This window comes from Acidovorax bellezanensis, assembly GCF_025421555.1.
In the GTDB taxonomy this organism is placed as follows: Bacteria; Pseudomonadota; Gammaproteobacteria; order Burkholderiales; family Burkholderiaceae_C; genus Comamonas; species Comamonas bellezanensis.
In genome coordinates this window covers 71,580-91,763 of sequence record NZ_JAODYH010000006.1, presented here as the reverse complement: position 1 = coordinate 91,763, position 20,184 = coordinate 71,580, and the positions used below count along the sequence as shown (strand labels likewise).

Annotated in this window: 15 protein-coding genes and 3 tRNA genes; 6 read left to right on the top strand and 12 right to left on the bottom strand. The window is 64.3% G+C overall.

The features are described 5' to 3' along the window. Positions 1 to 99 precede the first annotated feature (99 nt). Positions 100 to 1,671 carry an ABC transporter substrate-binding protein gene (locus tag N0K08_RS13870; protein ID WP_261500981.1) on the bottom strand — a complete coding sequence of 524 codons (1,572 nt, stop codon included), beginning with the start codon at positions 1,669 to 1,671 and terminating at the stop codon, positions 100 to 102. Between the two features lie 93 nt (positions 1,672 to 1,764). Beyond that, the gene (locus tag N0K08_RS13865; RefSeq protein ID WP_261500980.1) at positions 1,765 to 2,571 is read right to left on the bottom strand and encodes a class II aldolase/adducin family protein; all 807 of its coding nucleotides are present in this window, start codon (positions 2,569 to 2,571) and stop codon (positions 1,765 to 1,767) included. A gap of 351 nt (positions 2,572 to 2,922) precedes the next feature. Here N0K08_RS13865 and N0K08_RS13860 point away from each other — a divergent pair, with 351 nt between their 5' ends. Next, positions 2,923 to 4,254: an ArgE/DapE family deacylase gene (locus N0K08_RS13860; protein WP_261500979.1), complete on the top strand. Its 1,332-nt coding sequence runs from the start codon at positions 2,923 to 2,925 to the stop codon at positions 4,252 to 4,254. Positions 4,255 to 4,409: 155 nt separating this feature from the next. On the opposite strand, the gene N0K08_RS13855 is transcribed toward N0K08_RS13860, so the two are convergent. From N0K08_RS13855 to N0K08_RS13845, 3 genes are read right to left on the bottom strand one after another with little or no spacing between them, the layout of a single operon-like run. Continuing rightward, on the bottom strand, positions 4,410 to 6,038 hold the full coding sequence (locus tag N0K08_RS13855; RefSeq protein ID WP_261500978.1) for a SpoVR family protein: 1,629 nt from the start codon (positions 6,036 to 6,038) through the stop codon (positions 4,410 to 4,412). Next, on the bottom strand, positions 6,035 to 7,303 hold the full coding sequence (locus N0K08_RS13850; protein ID WP_261500977.1) for a YeaH/YhbH family protein: 1,269 nt from the start codon (positions 7,301 to 7,303) through the stop codon (positions 6,035 to 6,037). The genes N0K08_RS13855 and N0K08_RS13850 overlap by 4 nt, the downstream gene beginning before the upstream one ends. 47 nt (positions 7,304 to 7,350) lie before the next feature. Continuing rightward, a complete protein-coding gene (locus N0K08_RS13845; protein ID WP_261500976.1) occupies positions 7,351 to 9,273 on the bottom strand; it encodes a PrkA family serine protein kinase in 1,923 nt (640 codons plus the stop codon). Between the two features lie 229 nt (positions 9,274 to 9,502). Here N0K08_RS13845 and N0K08_RS13840 point away from each other — a divergent pair, with 229 nt between their 5' ends. Then, on the top strand, positions 9,503 to 10,873 hold the full coding sequence (locus N0K08_RS13840) for a hypothetical protein (RefSeq protein ID WP_261500975.1): 1,371 nt from the start codon (positions 9,503 to 9,505) through the stop codon (positions 10,871 to 10,873). Positions 10,874 to 10,890: 17 nt separating this feature from the next. Here the strand turns inward: N0K08_RS13840 and N0K08_RS13835 are convergent, their stop codons facing one another. Further along, on the bottom strand, positions 10,891 to 12,390 hold the full coding sequence (locus N0K08_RS13835; RefSeq protein WP_261500974.1) for an aminotransferase-like domain-containing protein: 1,500 nt from the start codon (positions 12,388 to 12,390) through the stop codon (positions 10,891 to 10,893). Between the two features lie 204 nt (positions 12,391 to 12,594). Between N0K08_RS13835 and N0K08_RS13830 the strand changes: the two genes are divergently transcribed. Continuing rightward, complete coding sequence (locus N0K08_RS13830; RefSeq protein ID WP_261500973.1) at positions 12,595 to 12,933, top strand: DUF2917 domain-containing protein; 339 nt, start codon at positions 12,595 to 12,597, stop codon at positions 12,931 to 12,933. 71 nt (positions 12,934 to 13,004) lie between these two features. Here N0K08_RS13830 and N0K08_RS13825 read toward each other — a convergent pair. From N0K08_RS13825 to N0K08_RS13815, 3 genes are all read right to left on the bottom strand, one after another. Next, a tRNA-Val gene (locus N0K08_RS13825) sits at positions 13,005 to 13,081 on the bottom strand. A gap of 82 nt (positions 13,082 to 13,163) precedes the next feature. Beyond that, a tRNA-Val gene (locus N0K08_RS13820) sits at positions 13,164 to 13,240 on the bottom strand. Positions 13,241 to 13,375: 135 nt separating this feature from the next. Continuing rightward, complete coding sequence (locus N0K08_RS13815) at positions 13,376 to 13,618, bottom strand: hypothetical protein (RefSeq protein ID WP_261500972.1); 243 nt, start codon at positions 13,616 to 13,618, stop codon at positions 13,376 to 13,378. A 22-nt stretch (positions 13,619 to 13,640) separates the two neighbouring features. On the opposite strand from N0K08_RS13815, the gene N0K08_RS13810 reads away from it, so the two are divergent. From N0K08_RS13810 to N0K08_RS13800, 3 genes are all read left to right on the top strand, one after another. Beyond that, complete coding sequence (locus N0K08_RS13810; RefSeq protein ID WP_261500971.1) at positions 13,641 to 14,624, top strand: TRAP transporter substrate-binding protein; 984 nt, start codon at positions 13,641 to 13,643, stop codon at positions 14,622 to 14,624. 105 nt (positions 14,625 to 14,729) lie between these two features. After that, positions 14,730 to 15,236, top strand: a complete 507-nt coding sequence (locus N0K08_RS13805; protein WP_261500970.1) for a TRAP transporter small permease — start codon at positions 14,730 to 14,732, stop codon at positions 15,234 to 15,236. Then, positions 15,229 to 16,524, top strand: a complete 1,296-nt coding sequence (locus N0K08_RS13800) for a TRAP transporter large permease (protein ID WP_261500969.1) — start codon at positions 15,229 to 15,231, stop codon at positions 16,522 to 16,524. The genes N0K08_RS13805 and N0K08_RS13800 overlap by 8 nt, the downstream gene beginning before the upstream one ends. Before the next feature lie 142 nt (positions 16,525 to 16,666). Here N0K08_RS13800 and N0K08_RS13795 read toward each other — a convergent pair. The 3 genes from N0K08_RS13795 to N0K08_RS13785 form a co-directional block, all read right to left on the bottom strand. After that, positions 16,667 to 16,743 (bottom strand) — tRNA-Val (locus tag N0K08_RS13795). A 172-nt stretch (positions 16,744 to 16,915) separates the two neighbouring features. After that, positions 16,916 to 19,156: a RelA/SpoT family protein gene (locus N0K08_RS13790; protein WP_261500968.1), complete on the bottom strand. Its 2,241-nt coding sequence runs from the start codon at positions 19,154 to 19,156 to the stop codon at positions 16,916 to 16,918. Continuing rightward, on the bottom strand, positions 19,153 to 20,166 hold the full coding sequence (locus tag N0K08_RS13785; protein WP_261500967.1) for an alpha/beta fold hydrolase: 1,014 nt from the start codon (positions 20,164 to 20,166) through the stop codon (positions 19,153 to 19,155). Before N0K08_RS13785 ends, N0K08_RS13790 begins: the two co-directional genes overlap by 4 nt. Between the last annotated feature and the right edge of the window lie 18 nt (positions 20,167 to 20,184).

Genomic DNA, 20,184 nt, shown 5'->3' with positions numbered 1-20,184 from the left:
CGCTTCCGAGGTCCATGCCCGCGCCTGCGACGCGGGGACTCTGACGGGCCTGCTCGGGGCGGTCCGCGGCCAGCGCCGACCACCCCGCCAGGCCATGGCTTACTTCAGCTTGGCGCGCGCGAAACCATCATTCAGGCCGATGCCGGAATTGATCAGGCCTTCGACCTTGCTGCTGCGGTAGAGCGTGGGGAACTGCATTTCGTGCAGCCAGGCCACCGGCACCTCGTCGACCAGCAGCTTCTGCACTTCCTCGTAGATCGCGGCGCGCCTGGCGGGATCGATCTCCTTGGCGCCGGCGTCGAACAAGGCATCGACCTTGGGATTGCTGTAGCCCTCGACGTTGTTGAACGGCGAGCCCTTGGCGATCTGGCTGGAGATGTAGTTGCGCGCCACGCCCAGGGCCGGGTCGCCGTACTGGAAGACATAGGTCACGGCCATGTCGTAGTCCCACTCGTTGAGGCGCTGGTTCCAGCCGGCGACATCGGTGGACACCATCTCGACTTTCACCCCGGCCTGCATCAGGTTCTGGCGGATGATTTCGGCCAGGCGCATCCAGCTCTCGCCGTAAGGCATGGGCAGCAGGCGCAGCGGCTTGCCGTCGTAGCCCGACTCCTTGAGCAAGGCCTTGGCCTTGTTCAGGTCGCGCGCGTAATGGGTCACCTTGTTGGAGTGGAACTTCACCGCGCTGTTGAGCGGGCCGGTCGCGACCTTGGCATAGCCGTGCCAGGCGATCTTGGCCATGGCCTCGCGGTCCAGCGCATACATCACGGCCTGGCGGAACTTGACGTTGTCGAACGGCTTGCGGCGGTTGTTCAGCCACAGCCAGGAGTGCGGGGCGAAGAACTCATGGCCCTTGGTCGTCACCGAGACGCCGGGCAGCTTGGACAGGCGCTGCACGTCGAAGAACTCCACGGCACCGCCGGGCACCACGTCCACCTTGCCCGATTCAAAGGCCGCGGCGCGCGAAGCGGCGTCCGGGATCACATGGAAGTACAAGTCCTTGACCTGCGGCACGCCCGCTTCGCGGTAGCTCTCGTTGGCCGTCAGGTGGATGTAGGAGCCCTTGACCCATTCCTTGAACTTGAACGGCCCCGTGCCTATGGGCGCGCTGTTGGCCGGATGGTTGAGAAAGTCGGCTGCGCCTTCGTAGATGTGCTTGGGCACCATGGGCATGGAGCCGACTTCGAACAGGCCCAGGAAAGGACCGAAAGTGTGCTTGAGCTTGAAGACCACGGTGTTCGCATCCGGCGCCGTGATGCTGTCGATGACGCCCAGATTGCCGCGCAGACGCGCATGGGTCTTGCGCAGAAAGGTATCCACCGAGAACACCACGTCGGCCGAGCTGAAAGGCTTGCCGTCGTGCCACTTCACGCCGTTTTGCAGCTTGAAGGTATAGGTCAGGCCGTCGCTGCTCATCGCCCAGGACTGGGCCAGGCCCGGCATGGGGTTGAGCTTCTCATCCACGCGCACCAGGCCTTCGTAGATATTGCCCGCCACCATCTGGGTCGGAGCGTTCTGCAGTATGCCCAGCATCAGTCCCGGCGGCTCGGGCTGGACCACGGCATTGATGACCCCTCCCGCCTTGCCTTGGGCCAGTACATGCAGGGGCACCCCTGCGATACCCAGCCCCATGCCGGCAGCGGTCAGTTGGAACAGTTCACGGCGTTTCATAGAAGACTCCTTGGAATAAAAAGGCGCAGCCACCCCCTGCCGGCAGCCCGCCAGCATGGCAAGAGGATGGAAATCAGGGAAAGCGCCGGGCGCTCAGCAGTCGAAGGGCAGCGCCGAGGCCGGGGCCAGCCGCTGCTTGAGCGCGCGCCACTCGCGCGCGCAAGGCGTGGCGTCGTCCGCCAAGCGGTTGCTCTCGCCCGACTCGTACTGCCGGGCCGTCAATTCACAGACCTCGCTGGGCACGGTGAAGGCAATCTGCCCGCTGGACTGGATGGCGATCTGCACGCGGCAGGCACGCTCCAGGTTGATCATCAGAATGAACGCTTCGGCGATGCTGCCGCCCAGCGTGAGCAAACCGTGGTTGCGCAGGATCAAGGCCTTGTGGACCGGACCCAGGTCGCTCACCAGGCGCTCACGCTCCGCATGGTTGAGCGCAATGCCCTCGAAGTCGTGGTAGGCCACACGCTGGTAGAACTGCAGCGCCCATTGATTGCAAGGCTGCAGGCCGCAGGCCAGCGAACTCACGGCCACGCCGCCCACCGTATGGGTGTGCACGATGCACTGCGCATCGTGGCGCGCCATGTGCAACGCGCTGTGGATGGTGAAACCGGCCGGATTCACGTCATGCGCCGAAGGCTCGACGATGCGCCCTTGCGTGTCGACCTTGACCAGGGACGAGGCCGTCACATCACCAAACAACATGCCGTAGGGATTGATCAGGAACTGGTCTTCGGTGCCCGGTACCCGCGCCGAGATATGGGTGTAGATGCTGTCGTCCAGCGCCAGCAAGGCCATGAGCCGGTAGGCCGCGGCCAGATCCTTGCGTACCACCCATTCCTCATCGCTCCAGGCTGGCGGGTTCTTGGTGGCCGAGGCGACGGCTGCGGTGGCATAGTTCATTCAATGGGCTCCACGGTATCGGTTGACATCTGCAGCTCTTTACGCAAATGCCATGCCAGCCCCGGCGCCCTCTATTGCCCACGCTCCCGCGGCCTCTGACAACGGCTGTCCAACCGGCGCGGACAAGCCGGAAAGCCATGTTTCTCGGACTCTTTAAAGTCATGAATCCAGCACCAAACTGGTCTGACCAAGAGCCATCGTGGTGCACATAAATCCTGAAATTGCACCAATTTCACGGAATTCAGCCCAAAATCCCATCGACCTATCAGACCAGTAGAGCCACACAGCCCAGGCTGCGCCGCTGGGCCCATATATTGCAAAGCAAGCCGCACCCCCTTCAAGGAATGCCCCATGCACCACCTCCATCCCAGCGCCGAAGCCATACGCCACGCCGTGCAGCAGCAGCGCGCCTACCTGATCGACAGCACCGCGCGGCTGGTCGCCGCGCCGAGTTTCAGCGGCGCGGAAACCAGCGCCTGCGAGGCCATGGAAGCGTTGCTGCAGGCGCAGGGCCTGGCGACCGAACACCTGCCGATGGACAGCGAAAGTCTGCGCAACCACCCGTTGTTCAGTTGCCCCTGCAACCCCGACAACAACCGCTACAACCTGCTGGCCATCCACCAGCCGCCGTCGGGCATCTCGCAAGGCCGCAAGCTGCTGTTCAACGGCCATCTGGATGTCGTGCCCACCGGCCCGGCCGAGATGTGGGCGCAACCGCCTTTCGCCCCCTACGAACAGGACGGCTGGTTGTACGGGCGCGGCGCGGGTGACATGAAAGGCGGCCTGGCCTGCGCCCTCACCGCCTTGCAAACGCTCAAGACCATGGGTTTGCAGCCGGCCTCGCTGGTCGGCATCAACGCCGTGGTGGACGAAGAGGACACGGGCAACGGCACGCTCGCCAGCCTGGGCGCGTTGCACCAGGCACGCCTCAAGGCCCGCTATGAAGCCTTCGACACCGTGCTCATTCCCGAGCCCTTTGGCGAAACCGTCATGGCGGCGCAGATCGGCGTGTGCTGGCTGACCGTCAAGATCACGGGACGGCCGACCCATGTCGCCTACATGAACCAGGGCCTGAACCCCATCGAAGCCGGCATACAGATCATGCAAGTCCTCAAGCAGGCGCAGGACGATCTCAACCGGCCGGAAAACCGCCACCCGGCATTCGCCCATGTAGCCCAGCCCATCAACATCAACCTGGGCAAGATCGAAGGCGGCGAATGGCATTCCTCCGTGCCCTGCACCTGCACGCTGGGCATACGCGCGAGCTTCTATCCCGACCGCGATGCCGACGAAGCCGTGCAATGGTTCAGCCAGCTGATCCGCCAGGCGGCACAGCGCATCAATCCCGCGCTGCACATCGAGATAGACCACCGCGGCTTCAAGGCCCCGGGCTGCGTCTACGACCTCGAAGCGCCCGCCATGCAGGCCTTGCAACAGGCCCACGCGGACATGCATGGCGCGGCGCCCCGGCACCTGGCCTGCACCGCCACCACCGACGGCAGGCACTTCCGCCTGTCCACCCCCTGGGCCGTGACCAACTACGGCCCCATCGCCCGCAACATCCACGGCATCGATGAAGCCGTGGACATCGCCAGCATGCTGCGCGTGACCGAGACCTTCGTGCGCTACATCATCGACCAGTGCAAGGTGGTGCCGCTGGAACGCAACGCTCGGCCAGACTGACGGCGCGGCCGCCGCGGCATCGCCCACGGCCTATGAAACCGGCGCGCCCCAGCAAGGGGACACCGAGCAAGGGCCGCCCCGCAGCGATGGTGTCGTCCCCCTCCACCGAAGGATGAGAGGGGGAAGCGACGAAGTCGCTCAGGGGGTGCGTCAGGTCACCCCGGCGGCGGCGACACCGAATGCAGCAGCACCGGCATCTCACCGTCGCCATTGACGCTTTCGAGCCGCACGCCAAAGCCCCACAGGCGTGCCGCGTGCTTGAGCACTTCTAGCACATCGTCGGCCAGGGGCCGGCCCTGGTAGCGGGTGTGCCGCAAGGTCAGACTGCGGTCGCCGCGCAGGTTCACATTCCAGACCTGGATGTTGGGCTCGCGCGCGCCCAGGTCGTATTGTTGCGACAGGGTCTGGCGCAGGCTGCGGTAGCCGTCGTCGTCGTGGATAGCGCTGACCAGCAGATCGTGCTCGCTGGCGTCATCGTGGATGGAGAACAGACGCATGTCGCGCATCAGCTGCGGGCTCAGGTACTGGCCGACGAAGCTCTCGTCCTTGAAGTTCTGCATGGCATGGTGCAGCGCCGGTAGCCAGGGGGTGCCCGCCATGTCCGGGAACCAGCGCCTGTCCTCCTCGGTGGGATCCTGGCAGATGCGCCGGATGTCGCGGTACATGGAAAAGCCCAGGGCATAGGGGTTGATGCCGCTGTAGGCGCGGTGCCCTGCCGGCGGCTGGTAGATCACGTTGGTGTGCGAGGACAGCCACTCGATCATCACCCCGTCGGTGAGCCAGCCCTCGTCATACAAGGTATTGAGCAAGGTGTAGTGCCAGAACGTGGCCCAGCCCTCGTTCATCACCTGGGTCTGGCGCTGCGGGTAGAAATACTGGGCGATCTTGCGCACGATGCGTACGATCTCGCGCTGCCAGGGCTCCATCAGGGGCGCGTTCTTCTCGATGAAGTACAGCAGGTTTTCCTCCGGCTCCTTGGGAAAGCGCTCGTTTTCCTGCGCCGCACTGTCCTTGCCCGGGCGCACCGGCAGGGTACGCCACAGCACGTTCACCTGCTGCTGGGCGTAGGCCTCGCGCTGCTCGCGCTCGGCGCGCTCGCGCGCCAGGTTTTTCTTGGTCGCGCGACGGTAGCGGTCCACGCCCAGATTGGCCAGGGCATGGCAGGAGTCCAGCCACTGCTCCACGGTTTCCAGGCCGTGGCGCTCCTCGCATTGCGCGACGAAATCCCGGGCATAGACCAGGTAGTCGATGATGCTGCCCGCATCCGTCCACATGCCGAACAGGTAGTTGTTCTTGAAGAAACTGTTGTGCCCATAGGCCGCATGGGCGATCACCAGCGCCTGCATGGCCGTGGTGTTTTCCTCCATCAGATAGCTGATGCAGGGATTGGCATTGATGACGATCTCATACGCCAGGCCCATGTGGCCGCGCCGGTAGCGCCGCTCGGTCGCGAGGAAGTCCTTGCCATAGCTCCAATGGCGGTAGCCCACGGGCATGCCGGCACTCGAGTAGGCATCCATCATCTGCTCGGCCGAAATCACTTCCAGCTGATTGGGATAGGTGTCCAGGCCGAAGCGCTCGGCCGTGGCGGCAATGGCCGCGTGGTAGCGTTCGATCAGCTCGAACGTCCAGTCGCTGGGGTCGGGCAAAGGGTGGGCCGGGCGCTTGCCCGCTGGCAGCGGGGCCGTGGGCACGCCGCGCTGCAGGCGCTCACCCGTGACGCCGGGCTTCCAGGGATGCGGGCCTTGGCGCGGCGCCAGCACAGGGTATTGAGAGAGGTTCATACGGAGACGCCCTCTTTCTTGAACAGATCACGAAACACCGGATAGATATCGCTCGCCGCGGTCGCCTTGCGCATGGCGAAGTGCGGATACATCGGCGCCAGCTGGCTGTACTCCACCCACAGATTCTGCTCCTCCTGCACCACTTGCACATAGGCGAAGTAGCGCACCAGCGGCAGGATCTTGTCGACCAGCAGATTGCGGCAGTTGGCGCTGTCGTCGTTGAAGTTGTCGCCATCGCTGGCCTGGGCCACATAGATGTTCCAGCCGCTCGCGAGATAGCGCGTGCGAATGATTTGATCGAGCAACACCAGCGCGCTGCTGACCACCGTGCCGCCCGTCTCCTGCGAATGGAAGAACTCGTCCTCGCTGACTTCGGCGGCCTGGGTGTGGTGGCGGATGAAGACGATGTCGATCTTCTCGTAGTGGCGCGTGAGGAACAAATACAGCAGGATGAAAAAGCGCTTGGCCAGATCCTTGCGATCCTGGTCCATGGAGCCGGACACGTCCATCACGCAGAACATCACGGCCTGGCTGCTGGGCTCGGGCACTTTCATGCGGTTGCGAAAACGCAGGTCTATGGGGTCGAGAAAGGCCACCTTGCCGATGCGGGCCTTCAGTGCGTCGATGCGCTGCTGCAGTTCCGCCACCGTCTCGCTGGTGCCATCGTCCTGCGCCAGCAGGGATTCGAGCTGGGCCTGCAGCACTTTGAGCTCGCGCTGCGGCGCCTTCGTCAGGGCGATGCGCCGCCCCAGGGCCCCGCCCATGGTGCGCAGCAAGGCCAGGTTGTGCGGCGTGCCGTCATGGCTGTAGCCGGCGCGGCGCGTCTTGTACTGCAGCGTGTTGCCGATGTGGGTACGCAGCAGGCGCGGCAGCGCCAGATCCTCAAAGAACAGCTCCATGAACTCTTCCTTGGACAGCGTGAAAGTGAAATCGTCCTCGCCCTCCCCGCTGTCGCTGGCCTGCGAGCCCGACCCGCCCGCTCCGCCCTGCGGCCGGGCGATGTGGTCACCGCGCACATGGTCGCTATTGCCCGGGTGCACGATGTCGGAGATGCCGCCCTGGCCGTGGCGAAACACAGGCTCGTGGATGTCCTTGCGGGGGATGGTGATGTTTTCAGCCTTCTCGATGTGGCGGATGTCGCGCTTTTCCACGGCGCGGCGTACCGCCTCGGCGATCTGCTGCTTGTAGCGGCGCACGAAGCGCTCGCGGTTGCCCACCGACTTGTTCTTGCCGGAGAGCCTACGATCGATGATTTGCAATGCCATCTGAACTCCCCATGCATGGTCCGCCGTGCTGAATGCCGGCGCGGCTCTCAGCTGCTCTTGCGCACGCGCAGGTACCACTCGCACAGCAGGCGCACCTGCTTGGGCGTATAGCCTTTGGACTCCATGCGGACGACGAAATCCTCGTGCTTGCGCGCATCCTCGGCACTGGCCTTGGCGTTGAAGCTGATGACGGGCAGCAACTCCTCGGTGTTGGAAAACATCTTCTTCTCGATCACCAGGCGCAGCTTCTCGTAACTGGTCCAGGCCGGGTTCTTGCCCTGGTTGTTGGCGCGCGCGCGCAGCACGAAGTTGACGATTTCGTTGCGAAAATCCTTGGGGTTGGCGACGCCCGCGGGCTTTTCGATCTTCTCCAGCTCGGCATTGAGTGCAGCCCGGTCGAAGGCCTCGCCGGTGTCGTTGTCGCGGTACTCGTTGTCCTGGATCCAGTAGTCGGCGTAGGTGACGTAGCGGTCAAAGATGTTCTGGCCGTACTCGCTGTAGCTCTCCAGGTAAGCGGTCTGGATTTCCTTGCCGATGAACTCGGCGTAATGCGGCGACAGGTATTCCTTGATGTAGCCGGTGTACTTGGTCTCCAGCTCGGCCGAGAACTGCTCGCGCTCGATCTGCTGCTCCAGCACATACATCAGATGGACCGGGTTGGCCGCAATCTCGGTGCTGTCGTAGTTGAAGACCTTCGACAGGATCTTGAAGGCAAAGCGCGTGGAGATGCCCGACATGCCCTCGTCCACGCCCGCGAAATCGCGGTACTCCTGGTAGCTCTTGGCACGCGGGTCCGTGTCCTTGAGGCTTTCGCCGTCATAGACCTGCATCTTGCTGAAGATGCTGGAGTTCTCCGGCTCCATCAGGCGCGTGAGCACCGAGAACTGGGCCATCATCTTGAGCGTGCCGGGCGCGCACACGGCATTGGCCAGCGCCGATTCGCGGATCAGCTTTGCGTAGATCTTCACCTCTTCGGAGACGCGCAGGCAATACGGCACTTTGACGATGTAGATGCGGTCCAGGAAGGCCTCGTTGTTGCGATTGTTGCGAAAGGCCTTCCACTCGCTTTCATTGCTGTGCGCCAGCACGATGCCATCGAAGGGGATGGCGCCAAAGCCTTCCGTGCCCTTGTAATTGCTCTCCTGCGTGGCGGTGAGCAGTGGGTGCAGCACCTTGATCGGGGCCTTGAACATTTCGACGAATTCCAGCAGGCCCTGATTGGCCAGGCACAAGCCGCCGGAATAGCTGTAGGCATCGGTGTCATCCTGGGCGAAGTTCTCCAGCTTGCGGATGTCCACCTTGCCCACCAGACTGGAGATGTCCTGGTTGTTCTCGTCGCCCGGCTCGGTCTTGGCGACGGCGATCTGGCGCAGGATGCTGGGGTAGCGCTTGACGACGCGGAACTGGCGGATATCGCCGCCGAGCTCTTCCAGCCGCTTGACGGCCCAGGGCGAAAGCACATGCTGCAGACAGCGCCGCGGAATGCCGAACTGCTCTTCCAGCACCGGCCCATCTTCCACGGCATCGAACAGACCCAGCGGCGACTCGTTCACCGGCGAGCCCTTGAGCGCGTAGAACGGCACTTTCTGCATCAGGTACTTCAAGCGTTCGGCGATCGAGCTTTTACCGCCGCCCACCGGGCCCAGCAGGTACAGGATCTGCTTGCGCTCCTCCAGTCCCTGGGCTGCATGGCGGAAAAAGCTCACCACCTGCTCGATGGAGTCCTCCATGCCGTAGAACTCGGCGAAGGCGGGGTAACGGCGGATGACCTTGTTGGCAAACAGTCGCGACAGACGCGGGTCGCTGCGCGTATCCACTATTTCCGGCTCTCCCATGGCGACCAGCATGCGCTGGGCAGCGCTCTCGTAGGCCATGGGATCGCGCAGACACAGTGCGAGGTATTCGTCGACAGACATTTCCTCTTCGCGCAGGCGAACGTAACGTGCAGCAGAGTTGCTCAGGACATCCATATGACCTCCCGTGGCGACACTCAAAGGCGAACAGTGCCGCAAGGTTGCAAGGCATTCGCTTGCCGTATGCAGTGGTTGTAGCACCTTGTCCTCACTTTGAATAGAGGATTAAAGGCATAAAAAAGCGCTGGAACTTTTGCGTTGCAAACCGGTCCCTGCGGCCCAATTTCCTGCCCGCGCGGGCTTGCCGATAGACTCCCTGGCGGCCCCGCCACACAGGAGACAACCCATGCGCCTGCCTCTGCGCCCCCACGGCATCTCTCTTCTCGCCTTGCTGGCGCTTTCCGGCTGCGCCGGCGGCTCGGCCGGATTGCACGGCCCGTCCACCTCCCAGGAAGCAGCGCCCGCGCCCACCGCCTGTCCGGCGGCGGTGCCCGGCAGCGCCACATGCCTTGCCGGCAAGGACGCCATGGGCGCCTACTACCTCATCGCCCGACCCGCCGACTGGAACGGCGTGCTGGTGCTGCACGCCCACGGCGGCCCCAGCCTCGCCGCGCCCAGCGCCGCGCGCGTGGAAGAAGACCTCACCCGCTGGGCCATCATGGTCAAGGCCGGCTATGCCTGGGCAGGCTCGAGCTTTCGCCAAGGCGGCGTGGCCGTGCGTGCCGCGGCGCAAGACACGGAGCGCCTGCGCGGCATCTTCCGCGACCATGTGGCCCAGCCCCGCCGCACCATCCTGCACGGCCAGTCATGGGGCGCGGGGGTGGCGGCCAAGGGCGCGGAAATGTTCACGCAGGACAGCGTGGGCGAGCGCCCGTATGACGGCGTGCTGCTGACCAGCGGCGTGCTCGGCGGCGGCACCCATGCCTACGATTTCCGCACCGATCTGCGCGTGGTCTACCAGTACCTGTGCGGCAACCATCCGCGCCCGAACGAAGCCCAGTACGCTCTCAACCTGGGCCTGCCAGCCAAGGCCAGCATGAAGAACGCCGACGTGACAGCGCGCGCCAACGAATGCCTGGCGCTGGACAAGCCCGCCGCGCAGCGCACGCCCGCGCAGCAGGCGAAAATCCGCACGCTGGCGGGCGTGATCCGGATTCCGGAAAGCGCCATTGCGTCGCACCTGCACTGGGCCACCCTGCACTTCCAGGACATCAGTGCCCAACGCACCGGCGGCGCCAGCCCGTTCGGCAATACCGGCGCGGTCTACTCCGGCTCGGCCGATGACGCGGCCTTGAATGCCGGCGTGCTGCGCTACCGCGCCGATCCCGCCGCCTATGCGCGCTTTGCCGAGGACACCGACCCGGTCGGCAAGATCCCCGTGCCCGTGCTCTCCGCCAAGTGGATCAGCGACCCCACAGCCTTCGTCGAGCTGGACGCCCGTTACCTGCGCGTGATGCAGCAAGGCGGCAGTGCGGATCGTCTGGTGCAGACCTTCACCCGCAAAGGCACGCACAGCTACATCAGCGACCCGACCTACCCCACGCTGATGTCCGCGCTGCTGCGCTGGATAGACCAGGGCAGCAAGCCCACGCCCGCCGGCATCACCACGGCCTGCAGCGGCTTCGAGCCGACGTTCGGCCAGGGCTGCAGCTTTGATGCCAGCTACCAACCCGCGCCACTGGAGCAGCGCGTGCCCGCGCGCCAGCGGCCGCAGTAAGCCCATTCAGGCCGCGCTCAGCCGCGCGCGGCCTGCCCCAGCTGCCGACAAGCCATGGCGCCCAGCGTGCGGCAGGCCTGCTCCATCGCCGGACTCACGGGGTGGGTGCAGGCCAGCCGCAGGCAGTGCTCGTAGCGCCCGGAGTTCGAAAACATGCTGCCCGGGGCAATGCGGATGCCCTGCGCCAGGGCCTCGGCGAACAGCGCCGCGCTCGAGAACCCATCGGGCAACTCCACCCACAGGCACAAGCCTCCCGGGGGCAGGCTCAGGCGCGTGCCCAGGGGGAAAAAGCGCGCCACCAGCCGGGCCATGCCTTCGCGCTGATCGCGCAGCTGCTGCTTGAGTTTCGCCAGGCTGCGCTGGTGCACGGCGGAGCCCAGCACCTCGGCCACCACCAACTGGCCCAGCGTCTGCGTATTGCGGCTCTGGGCAAATTTGAGCATCTGCACCCGGCCGTGCCAGCGGCCGCCATTCATCCAGCCCTGGCGCAGCCCGGGGGCCAGGCTTTTGTTGAAGGCCTGGCAATAAATCACATGGCCCGAAGCGTTGTCCCAGGCCTTGAGGGGCTTGACGGGCTGCTCGGTTTCGACAAACAGCCCATAGGAATCGTCTTCGATCAAGGCCGCGCCATGGGCCGTGCACAGCGCCACCAGGCGTGCCTTGTGGGCGTCGGGCATGCGCGCGCCCAGCGGCATCTGCAGCTCGGGCACGACCACCACGGCCTTGAGGCGCGGCTGGGTCTGGAACGCCAGTTCCAGCGCCTCGATCGACATGCCCGTGCGCGGGCTGCAGGGAATTTCCAGCGTCTGCAGCTGCAGCGACTCCACGACCTGCAGCAGCCCGTAATAGGTCGGCGATTCCACCGCGACCAGGTCGCCGGGCGAGGCCACGGCCGCCAGCGCCAAGGCCACTGCTTCGGAATTGCCCGTGGTGGCCAGCACATCGGCCGGGGCCACGCGGATGCCGCTGGCCAGCGCCCGCCTTGCCATGGCCTGCTGGAAGTCGGGGTGGTTGCCCTGGTTGGCCAGCAGCGAACGCCCTTGCACCAGCAGGGTCGGCTGCTCACGCAGCAGCTTGGCCACGACCTTGTTCAGATAGTGGTGGTCGAACAGCCCCGCGGGCGGCGTGCAGCCGCCGATATCGGTGTGCACATCGGCCTGACGCCCCTGCTCCAGCAGCAGCGAGATATGTTCGTTGATGCCGACAAAATGCGCCTGATCGCTGCCCTGCACAGGCTGGCTCAGATCCGGTTCGCTGTTCGGCGCCAGGGCGCTGCCCTGGGCATGGCGCACGAAGTAGCCCACACGCTGGCGGGCTTCCAGGTGGCCCGCGGCCTCCAGATGCCGCAGCATCTGCAAGGCGGTGGACAGGCTGACCTGGTGGCGGCGCATCACTTCACGCACCGAAGGCATGCGCTCCCCGACCTGCAATGCCCCTATGGCCATCGCACGGGCGTAATCGGCGGCGATCCGCTGGTACAGCGGCAGTGACACATCGGTGGGCAAGGGCAGCAACATGGGACATCCCGAAAAAAGGACCGGCCCCGCATCATGCCTGCGTCTGCTGTTTCACAACAGATACAGATGGACCGTAAATCCACCGGAACAGATGCGGAAAAATCCGCGCTGCTGTGCTGCCCCAATCGCCCTGCTGTGCCTGTTGCGCATACAGCGCTGGGCCTACGCTTGGCGGAACGAAACAGCAGCATAGCCAGGCCTCCCATGACCGCCCCTATCCCCTCCCATGCGCAACTGGCCAGCGGCCAGACCCTGACCCGTGTACTTGCCGCGGGCGACGAAATATTCTGTGCCAGCGGCACCTTGCATCTGAGCACCTCGGCGCTGGCCGGGGACTACGCGCTGCCCGGGCAGTCGCTGCGACTGCAGGCGGGCCAAAGCTGGCGTGCCCCGGGCGTGCTTTGGATACAGGTCACGGCCATGGGCACGCAGGCCCGGATACGCTGGAGCCCGGCGGTCATGCCGGTGGCACCCGCCCGGCCGGCGGATTGGGGCACCCGGATCGGCGCGCTGTTCAAGCACTGGCGCGCAGCGAGGAGCTGAGCGACCGCGTGCGGAAAACAAAAAAGCCTTCCAGATCGTTGATCTGAAAGGCTTTTTAACCAATGGTTAATTGGTAGGCGCGATTGGACTCGAACCAACGACCCCCACCATGTCAAGGTGGTGCTCTAACCAGCTGAGCTACGCGCCTGGGTCGGCTTGGGCGGTGCAGACTTCGGTCTGCATCAACCCTGAAAAAACAAAATCCGATCACTCGGATTTTTCTAGAAATTTGGTAGGCGCGATTGGACTCGAACCAACGACCCCCACCATGTCAAGGTGGTGCTCTAACCAGCTGAGCTACGCGCCTAAATCTTTCGAAGCCGCAACTATAGCAGTTTTTCACCATGCCAAATGAAAAACGGCCGGATCTTCCACGTATTTTGGCCATGTTCTGTCTGACCCTCGGCGCCGGGGCGGCTGCGCCGCAGTCTTTCCCAGGCCTTCAAGGGCGGGCTTGCCGTGCACCAAGGTGGAGAAAAGCAGATAGAACGATGCACCAAATTTGATTGAACAATTCCAAATTGAACAGCCAACAATCAGAAGCTACACCACCTACAAATGCTTGGCATTGTTGAAAACACCAATAAGTCAAAAAGGTAATAAGTGTTACTTTTGGCACGCAAATTGCCTGCATGAGCAACACGGCCTGCCAGCCCCGTACCGCACCGGGATGCAGATATTCCATTCACCTTTGTCAGGAACCACCCATGAAGCGTCGAATTTTTTGTGCCACCGCCACCCTTGCGGCCAGTATCGGGTTTGCAGGCGCTGCCGCGGCACAAACCAAGTGGGACTTTGCCACAGCCTATCCGGCGTTCAATTTCCACTCCAAGAACAACGAGCTGTTCGTCAAGGATGTGGATGCCGCCACGCAGAGCAAGCTGAAGATCACGCCACATTTTGGCGCATCGCTGTTCAAGATGCCGGAAATCAAGCGCGCCGTGCAAACCGGCAACGCGCAAATGGGCGAGTTCTTCATGGTCAGCTTCCAGAACGAAGCACCCATCTTCGGCGTCGATGGCCTGCCCTTCCTGGCCAGCAGCTACGACGAAGCCTTCAAGCTCTACCAGGCCCAGAAGCCGCAGCTGCAAAAGCTGCTGGACAAACAAGGCCAGGTACTGCTGTATGCCGTGGCATGGCCACCGCAAGGCATCTACACCAAGAAGCCGATCAACTCCATTGCCGACCTCAAGGGCATGAAATGGCGCGTGTACTCGCCCACCACCGCCCGCATTGGCGAGCTGGTCGGCGCGCAACCCGTCACCATCCAGGAAGCCGAACTGTCCCAGGCCCTGGCCACCGGCGTGATCGAAGGTCTGATCACTTCCAGCGCCACGGGCGCCGACAACAAGCTGTACGAGAACCTCAAGTACTACTACAACGTGCAGGCCTGGATTCCCAAGAATGCCGTGGTGGTCAGCAAGAAGGCCTTCAATGCACTGGACAAGACCCAGCAGGAAGCCGTGCTCAAGGCGGCGGCCGCCGCGGAAACGCGTGGCTGGAAAGAATCCCGCGACGTCGATGCCCGCTCCATCGCCACCATGAAGGCCGGCGGCATGCAGATCGAAGAACCGTCGGCCCAGCTCAAGGCCGACCTGGCCAAGGTGGGTGCCACCGTGGTCAGCGAATGGACCGACAAAGCCGGCGCTGACGGCAAGTCCGTGCTCGACACTTTCAAGGCCGCCAAGTAATCCTGCGCCCCCCCCTGCCCGGACAGCGCCTTGCGCGCGGTCCGGGGATTTTCATTTCCCTCGCATGAGGGCGGCTGACTCGCTCGCCCCCCAAGGACCAATCGGATGCGCAGATTGCTCGACTCCTTATATTCCGCCAGCGCCTGGTTGGCCGGAATTTCCATGGTTGGCGTGCTGGTGATGGTGCTGGCCACCGTCATCAGCCGCCAGTTTGGATTTTCCGCCCCCGGCACCGACGCCTATGCGGGCTACGCCATGGCCGGCGCCGGCTTCATGGCCCTGGCCAGCACCCTCAAACACGGCGAACACATTCGCGTCACCCTGGTCCTGGGCATGCTCAAAGGCAAGGCCCTCAAGGCCATGGAAGTCACCGCCCTGGCGATCGCCACGCTGTTGTCGGGCTTTCTGGCGTTCTACTCCACACGCATGGTCTGGCAGTCCTGGGAGATTGAAGACATCTCCGTGGGCATAGACGCCACGCCCCTGTGGATTCCCCAACTGCTGATGGGCCTGGGCACGCTGGTGTTCTTCATCGCCTTTTGCGATGAGTTGGTGCTGGAGCTGATGGGCCAACGCAAACCCCGCGTCACCGAGGGCACTCCCCATGAATGAAATTTTTGCCAGCGTTGCGCTGATTGTCGTTTTGCTCGCCTTGCTCGGCGGTGGCGTCTGGGTCGGCCTGACGCTGGCCGGCGTGGCCTTGTTCGGCATGGAATTCTTCACCGCCCGCTCGGCCGGCGACGCCATGGCCGTGACCATCTGGGGCTCATCGAGCAGCTGGACCCTCACGGCCCTGCCGCTGTTTGTCTGGATGGGTGAAATTCTCTACCGCACCAATCTGTCGGAAAGCATGTTCCGCGGCCTCGCTCCCTGGGTCAACGCCCTGCCCGGCCGCCTGCTGCACACCAACGTCATCGGCTGCACCATTTTTGCCTCGGTGTCCGGCTCGTCCGCCGCCACCTGCGCCACCGTGGGCAAGATGAATATTCCCGAGTTGCGCCGACGCGGCTACCCCGAGGACCAGATCATTGGCTCCCTGGGCGGCCCCGCCACCCTGGGCTTGCTGATTCCACCCTCCATCATCCTGATCGTCTATGGGGTGTCGGCCGAGCTGTCGATCTCCAAGCTGTTCATGGCAGGCGTGGTGCCCGGCCTGCTGCTGGCCGCCCTGTTCAGCGGCTGGATCATGGTCTGGGCCTTGCTCAACCCCGAGAAGGTGCCCAAGGCCGATGTCCAGCTGAGCTTTCGCCAGAAGGTCTACGAAGCCCGCCACCTGATTCCCGTGGTGCTGCTGATCGCCAGCGTGATCGCCAGCATCTACTCGGGCATTGCCACCGCCACCGAAGCCGCCTCCATCGGCGTCGCGGGCTCGCTGGTGCTGTCGGCATCGCAAGGCGCGCTGAGCTGGAAAAACTTCAAGGCCTCGCTGTTTGGCGCCACGCGCCTGTACTGCATGATCGCCCTGATCCTGGCGGGCGCGGCCTTCATGACCCTGTCCATGGGCTACATCGGCCTGCCACGCCAGTTGGCGGAGTTTGTCGGCAGCCTCAACCTGTCGCCGGGCATGCTGATCATCGTGCTGGGCATCTTCTACATCCTGATCGGCTGCTTCCTCGATGGCATTTCCACCATCGTGCTGACCATGAGCGTGGTGCTGCCCATCATCCACGCGGCTGGCATCGATCCGCTGTGGTTCGGCATCTTCCTGGTGATCACCGTGGAAACCGCGCAGATCACTCCGCCGGTGGGCTTCAACCTGTTCGTGCTGCAAAGCATGACAGGCAAGCAGATCACCTATATCGCCAGAGTCTGCGCGCCTTACTTCCTGCTGATGGTGTTTGCGCTGGTCATGCTGTGGTTCTTCCCCGAAATCGTGACCGCCTTGCCCCAGCGCATGTAAGCGCTTTCGCGGAAACAAGAACAGGGCCCGCGAGGCCCTGTTTTTTTTGGCCTGGATGGAAAACCGCTTTTTCCGGGCAAAAAAAATCCCGCTTTTCAGCGGGATTTTCCTTTGCAAGCCTCTGGTCAAGACTTGCTGAATTTGGTAGGCGCGATTGGACTCGAACCAACGACCCCCACCATGTCAAGGTGGTGCTCTAACCAGCTGAGCTACGCGCCTGCGTCTACCTGTTCGATTCCACAAGTATAGCATTGGGAAAATGGCGTTTTCCCCAACCCGGCCTCTTTTTTGCAAACAGCGCAGATTATTTCTCGGCGCTCCCGAGCAAGGGCAGCCCCGCAGCAAGGCTGCCGTCCCCCGAAGCGGCGTCAGCCGCTCAGGGGGAGCCCAGCTACCTCCGCCGAGCCGACCGCACTCCCGTCACGCTCGCCACGATGCCCAGCACCTTGCTCAGCCGACCGGAATCGGCCACTTCCACGGTGAAGGTCATCCAAGCCGTGCCCTTGACGGACTGGGTCTGCACGCCGATCACATTGGTTTTCTCGCGGGCGAAGACATCGGAGATGTCGCGCAGCAGGCCTTGGCGGTCCGCGGCTTCGACGGCCACGTCCACCGGATAGACCGCGGCGCCCACGGCGGCCTTGGGCGTTCCCCAGGCCACGTCGATGACACGCTCGCTGTTGCGCGCGGCCATTTCACGGAAGTTGGAGCAGTCGCAGCGGTGCACGCTGACGCCCTTGCCGCGCGTCACAAAGCCGCGGATGTCGTCGGGCGGCGCGGGCTTGCAGCACTTGGCCAATTGCGTCATCAGCGAATCCACGCCGACCACCAGCACCCCGCCCTTGGGCCCGGCTTCACTGCCACGCGCCTTGCGCACCGGCGAGAACGGCTCCTCCACCCCTTCGGGCTCGGGCGGGCGCAGCACGGCCTCGATATTGCGCAGCGAATACTCGTCCTTGCCGACCACTTCGAACAAGGCATCGGCCGATTTGAAGCCCAGCTGTCCCGCGAGGTCCTCGAGCTTGATCGCCGTCTTGCCTTCGCGCTGCAGCAGCTTTTCCACCGATTCGCGCCCGCGCGCCACGGTTTCGTGGGTGGCCTGGGCGTTGAACCAGGCGCGCACCTTGGCGCGCGCGCGGTGGCTGTTGAGGTAGCCCAGATCGGCATTGAGCCAGTCGCGCGAAGGCCGGCCTTCCTTGACGGTGGTGATTTCCACCGTCTGGCCGTTTTGCAGCGGCGTGTTCAGCGGCACCATGGCGCCGTCCACGCGCGCGCCGCGGCAGCGGTGGCCCAGGCTGGTGTGCACGGCGTAGGCGAAGTCCACGGGCGTCGCACCCTGTGGCAGCTCGATCACGGCCGCGTCGGGGGTGAGCACAAAAATGCGGTCTTCGAACAGGCCGCGATGCGCGGGCGTGCCCGCGAGGTCGCTGCCCCAGGCCAGCAGTTGGCGCAGCACCGCGATCTTGGCGTCGTACTCGCTGCTGGCCGATACGCCCGCATAGCCTTTGGCGCCCGCTTCCTTATAGGCCCAGTGCGCGGCCACGCCATGCTCGGCATGGTCGTGCATGGCCTGGGTGCGGATCTGGATCTCGATGGCCCGGCCGTTTTCATCGCGCACCACGGTGTGCAGCGACTGGTAGCCGTTGGCCTTGGGGCGGGCGATGTAGTCGTCGAACTCGGCCTCTATCGGCGTGAACTGCTCGTGCACCCAGGACAGGGCCGCGTAGCAATCCTTGAGCGTGGGCACCACCACGCGCAGTGCGCGGATGTCGAACACCTGATCGAAGTTGAGCGACTTGCCGCGCATCTTCTTGACGATGCTGTAGATATGCTTGGGCCGGCCCTGCACGGTGGCGCTGATGCTGTGCGCGCGCAGATCGCTTTCCAGGCGGCTGCGCAGCTGCTCCATGAAGACTTCGCGCTCGGCGCGCTTTTCGTCCAGGCAGCGGGCGATTTCACGGTAGGTATCGGGCTCGAGAAAACGGAAGGCCAGGTCTTCGAGCTCCCACTTGATCTGCCAGATGCCCAGGCGGTTGGCCAGAGGAGCGAACACATTCAGGGCTTCGCGTGCAATGCTGGGCGAGACCGGCCGCTTGCTGGCCGCGTAAAAGCGCAGGGTCTGCAGGCGCGACGCCAGGCGCAGCAGCACCACGCGCAGGTCGCGCGAAAAGCCCAGCAGCATCTTGCGCACGGTTTCGGTCTGCGCCGCCGCGTCGTCCACATGCTGGGTCGAGGCTTCCGCGTCGCGCGCCTGCTGCTGCACGCGCATCAGCTTGGTGGTTTCCACGGCCAAGGTGGCGAAATTCTCGCCGAATGCCTTTGAAATCACTTCCTGCGGGCGGTTCAGGTGAAAGCTCGCGTAGACCAGATAGCAGGCGGCCTGCATGGTTTCGGAGCCGCCAATGCCTTTGAGAATCGCCGCCACCGCATCCGCGTGCAGCAAGGTGTTTTCCCCGGTGGCCATGGTTTCGCTGGCCAGCAGGGGCTCGGCAAACGCGCGCGCGCGCACCAGTGCGTCCACCTGGTCGGGCAAGGTCATGGCCGTGGCCTGGATCAGCGGCGGAACCACTTCGGCGCCCAGGCGCGGAGCTGCCGCGTCAGGCGACGGCGCAATGGTCGTAGCGCTTTTCATGGGCAGGCTCCGTCGACCAGAGCCGCTTCAGCCGTGGCCCGGACCGCGGTACTGGCCGACAACAGGAATTCCTTCACCAGCGCCACCTGATCGGCGGCAACCAGGGTGGGCGCGTGTCCTATGCCAGGCAGGGTCACGCAGCGGGCCCGTGGGCCGCGTTCGGCCATGGCCAGCGCGGTCTCGGGCGTCAACAGGTCGGACTGCGCACCGCGAATCAGCAAGGTCTGCGCCTGTATGCGGTCATAGACCGCCCACATCCAGGCCTCGCCCGCCTGCGCCATCTCGGGCGTCATCGCGCGAAACGGCGTGGCGATGCGTGGGTCGTAATGCAATTCCAGCCCGCCTTCCAGGCGCGGCTTGAGCATGGGCGCGGTCAAGTCCAGCCACTGCTGGTCGGTGTGCGGCCCGAAGCCGGTGGAAATCAGGCGCAGCGCGTCGGCCGCCTGCTGCAGCGAAGCGAAGACCAGGGGCTGGCCCAGGTATTCGCCAATGCGCTGCAAGGCCTGCCACTGGATGCTGGGGCCTACGTCGTTGAGTACCAGGCGCCGGATAGGCACGGGCAAAGCCTGTTTCTCCTGGCCGGCGAGCATCATGCCGATCAGGCCGCCCATGCTTGTACCCACCCAGTCCAGGGTGGTCAGCGGGCTGGCGGCATGCAGTTGCGCAACCAGGGCCAGCATGTCGCTCGCATAGCGCGGCAGGCCGTATTCCATGGGGTTGGCCAGCCAGTCGCTGTGGCCACGCCCGACGACATCGGGGCAGATCACGCGCATGTGGCGGCTCAGCGCCTGGGCCAGCACATCGAAATCTCGCGACTGGCGCGACAGGCCGTGCACACAGATGAGGGCATGCGGGTGGTGGGGGTTGCCGGTGGCATTCCACTCCCAATAGGCCATGCGGTGCGCGCCGGCCTCGGGCAAAGCCTGCAATGGGCTCGCCGTGGCCCCCGCGCCCTGGGGCGCGGCTGCGGCACCAGGGCACAGTACGTAGTTCAGCGTAGGTTGATTCATGGGGGCACAATCCAAGAG

What these genes read in the sequence shown, in the direction of transcription:
- N0K08_RS13815 (WP_261500972.1), bottom strand. Translation starts at nt 13,618, where the DNA reads ATGGAATATCTGCATCCCGGTGCGGTACGGGGCTGGCAGGCCGTGTTG.
- N0K08_RS13790 (WP_261500968.1), bottom strand. Translation starts at nt 19,156, where the DNA reads ATGAAAAGCGCTACGACCATTGCGCCGTCGCCTGACGCGGCAGCTCCG.
- N0K08_RS13810 (WP_261500971.1), top strand. Translation starts at nt 13,641, where the DNA reads ATGAAGCGTCGAATTTTTTGTGCCACCGCCACCCTTGCGGCCAGTATC.
- N0K08_RS13840 (WP_261500975.1), top strand. Translation starts at nt 9,503, where the DNA reads ATGCGCCTGCCTCTGCGCCCCCACGGCATCTCTCTTCTCGCCTTGCTG.
- N0K08_RS13805 (WP_261500970.1), top strand. Translation starts at nt 14,730, where the DNA reads ATGCGCAGATTGCTCGACTCCTTATATTCCGCCAGCGCCTGGTTGGCC.
- N0K08_RS13865 (WP_261500980.1), bottom strand. Translation starts at nt 2,571, where the DNA reads ATGAACTATGCCACCGCAGCCGTCGCCTCGGCCACCAAGAACCCGCCA.
- N0K08_RS13785 (WP_261500967.1), bottom strand. Translation starts at nt 20,166, where the DNA reads ATGAATCAACCTACGCTGAACTACGTACTGTGCCCTGGTGCCGCAGCC.
- N0K08_RS13830 (WP_261500973.1), top strand. Translation starts at nt 12,595, where the DNA reads ATGACCGCCCCTATCCCCTCCCATGCGCAACTGGCCAGCGGCCAGACC.
- N0K08_RS13870 (WP_261500981.1), bottom strand. Translation starts at nt 1,671, where the DNA reads ATGAAACGCCGTGAACTGTTCCAACTGACCGCTGCCGGCATGGGGCTG.
- N0K08_RS13845 (WP_261500976.1), bottom strand. Translation starts at nt 9,273, where the DNA reads ATGGATGTCCTGAGCAACTCTGCTGCACGTTACGTTCGCCTGCGCGAA.
- N0K08_RS13855 (WP_261500978.1), bottom strand. Translation starts at nt 6,038, where the DNA reads ATGAACCTCTCTCAATACCCTGTGCTGGCGCCGCGCCAAGGCCCGCAT.
- N0K08_RS13800 (WP_261500969.1), top strand. Translation starts at nt 15,229, where the DNA reads ATGAATGAAATTTTTGCCAGCGTTGCGCTGATTGTCGTTTTGCTCGCC.
- N0K08_RS13850 (WP_261500977.1), bottom strand. Translation starts at nt 7,303, where the DNA reads ATGGCATTGCAAATCATCGATCGTAGGCTCTCCGGCAAGAACAAGTCG.
- N0K08_RS13835 (WP_261500974.1), bottom strand. Translation starts at nt 12,390, where the DNA reads ATGTTGCTGCCCTTGCCCACCGATGTGTCACTGCCGCTGTACCAGCGG.
- N0K08_RS13860 (WP_261500979.1), top strand. Translation starts at nt 2,923, where the DNA reads ATGCACCACCTCCATCCCAGCGCCGAAGCCATACGCCACGCCGTGCAG.